At 47.0% G+C, this 2421-nt stretch carries 3 protein-coding genes; all 3 read left to right on the top strand.

Features of this window, described 5'->3' with window-relative positions:
• Positions 1-438: 438 nt before the first annotated feature.
• On the top strand, positions 439-1662 hold the full coding sequence (locus ACPLUI_RS13880) for a tungsten cofactor oxidoreductase radical SAM maturase (protein WP_424660838.1): 1224 nt from the start codon (positions 439-441) through the stop codon (positions 1660-1662).
• A 157-nt stretch (positions 1663-1819) separates the two neighbouring features.
• Complete coding sequence (locus ACPLUI_RS13875) at positions 1820-2002, top strand: hypothetical protein (protein ID WP_424660837.1); 183 nt, start codon at positions 1820-1822, stop codon at positions 2000-2002.
• A gap of 15 nt (positions 2003-2017) precedes the next feature.
• Positions 2018-2197: a hypothetical protein gene (locus ACPLUI_RS13870; RefSeq protein WP_424660836.1), complete on the top strand. Its 180-nt coding sequence runs from the start codon at positions 2018-2020 to the stop codon at positions 2195-2197.
• Positions 2198-2421 lie beyond the last annotated feature (224 nt).

Below are 2421 nucleotides of genomic sequence, written 5' to 3'. Positions count from 1 at the left end.
GACTTCTTCCAGAATCTCATCCAGACCAAGTACACCCACCTCGCTGTCGTTCAACAGTAGCTTTTGCGGCCTGGGAGCCCTGGGGTCGCAACACCCTCTGCCCATGGAAAACCCTCCTCGCTGGACTGATATATTAAGCCATATTCTATAGCTATATAGTAATAAACTAATGATATGTTGTCAATAGAGCTCAAAACCCGTATTCAGGAATGCTTACTTTAAAATTTGTTGCCTTTCAAGTATTGTTGATAATGTGCTGCCTGTGATATTATTTTTTATATATTTTACATTAATAAATCACTATATTATCTTTTATGTAATATCCAAAACTATCTCTAAAAAATCCCGTAATATAAGGGTGTGAAGGGTGTGCGCCAAAATGCAACAATTGTTCTCTTTTAATACATAAAACCAAATCTCAGCAAAGGAGGTTGTTGTATGTCCCCGCAGAGACCCATTTCCGTTAATAACTTTAAAATGGGAAAACCAGTTGTCATTACCCGGGACGGGAAGACAACGTTGCCTTTTGATTTCACCCGGTATGCGGGGGAATCGGGTAATGTGGATGCCATTTGTGTTAGAATGGAGGATGGTTTTTTAATCCTCCCCCGGGTTCCCGATGTTAAGAAGCTATACATTGAACCAACTACGGTGTGTAATTTTGCCTGCACCACCTGCATCAGAAATTCCTGGGAAGACTCACTTGCTCATATGGACTGGCCTGTCTTTGAGCGCATTCTGGACAGCCTCTCCCGTCTACCCGCCCTGGACTGTGTGCATTTCGGCGGCTTCGGCGAGCCGTTCAGCCACCCCCGCTTGCTGGATATGCTGGAGCTGGTCAAGTTGCGGGGTTACAGGGTCGAGGTTATAACCAATGGTTCATTACTAAATACAGATGTCATCAATAAGTTGATCGATATCAAACTGGACATGCTCTTCGTCTCGCTGGACGGCCCGGATGAAGAGGGATACTGTCAGATCAGGCAGGGGGCCGACTTTCACGGTGTGATGGGGAATATTCGTTTGCTGCAGGAATTAAAAAGACAAAGAGGTGTGGGTTTTCCGGAACTCGGTATAGAATTTGTGGCTACCAAAGACAACTATCATAAGCTACCTCAGCTGGGTGAACTTGTTTTAAAACTAAAGGCTCGCCGGATGATTGTGACCAATGTTTTGCCTTATAATGAAGCAATGAAGGAACAAATTCTTTACGACATGGAAGATACGGAGATTCCTTTTGACTACCAGTCCTTATTACTGATGATCCAGGCCCAGCTTCCTTACATGAAGTTGCGTACCGACCGGTATTGCAAATTTATCGAGGACAAGTCCATGGTGATCAACCACAGGGGACTTGTATCCCCTTGCTATGCTTTAATGCATTCGTACCGCTGCTTTATCTACGGCCGGGCCAAGGAAATTCGCCCTTTTTACCCTTTTTACCTGGGTGATGTTAAGGAAAAATGCCTGGATGAAATCTGGACCGACCCGGCATATATCAACTTCAGGGTGGCTGTAAAAAACTTCAGGTTCCCCTCCTGTACGGACTGCAAGTTTCTGGAGGGTTGTACCATGGCCGACGACAATGAGATGGATTGCTGGGGCAACAGCCCGTCCTGTGCCGAATGCCTGTGGTCCAGGCAAATAGTGGCCTGTCCATGAAATACGGTTGCTCTTTCTTTTTTTGAAAAGACCCTCATGGTTGCCATGTATACTCCCGTATGGGCAGTTCTGGGAGCGGGTCTGGTGATCGGTGTGCTGGCCCAGCGTTCCCGGCTAGGCATGGTCGGCGGAATCAGGGACTTCATTATGTTTCGGGATGCCCACCTCTTGTGCTGCCCTGGGGGCCGTTATGGCCCTGATCATTGGCGGGGGTGGGACCAGTATACCGGAAATAACCCTGCTGGCATCCATTTTCCGCACCAGGTTGCTGGTCGCCTTTGTGGCCACCATTTTCATGGTGGCTGTGACAGCAGGGTATATGTTTGAATTAATCTTTTAGATGGGGGGATTTTAAATGGCTGAGCAAAAGCAGAAGAGGGGCCTGTTGAACTTATTCCGACGCTCAAAACAGGACAGCTGCTGCGGGGGGATTATCATTGAAGAAGTGAAGGAAGACAGGGAAGAGAAGAACAGGCAGGAGCAGAGGGGCTGTTGCTGCTGTACACCCGTTAAGGGCAGGGAAGATAGCAAGTAATCACCTGAAATTTGGGGCCTGGCGTGAGAAGAGCGGTAACGAAGCCGCTCTTTTTTATCGTTGGTGGTAAATCCATGATGTTGGAAAGATGCTAGAAATGTGCCTATTGTATTAGATTAATAGTATATAGTACAATAATGATAGTTTTGTAGTAAGATGGATTGCTCAAAGGGGGAGCTGTTTGAACTGCTGCAGGACTGCCGTAAGTGCGGCCTGGCGGTGTC

Origin of the sequence: Desulfofundulus sp. (assembly GCF_049701015.1) — a bacterium.
In the GTDB taxonomy this organism is placed as follows: Bacteria; Bacillota; Desulfotomaculia; order Desulfotomaculales; family Desulfovirgulaceae; genus Desulfofundulus.
This window is presented reverse-complemented; position numbering and strand designations above follow the sequence as displayed.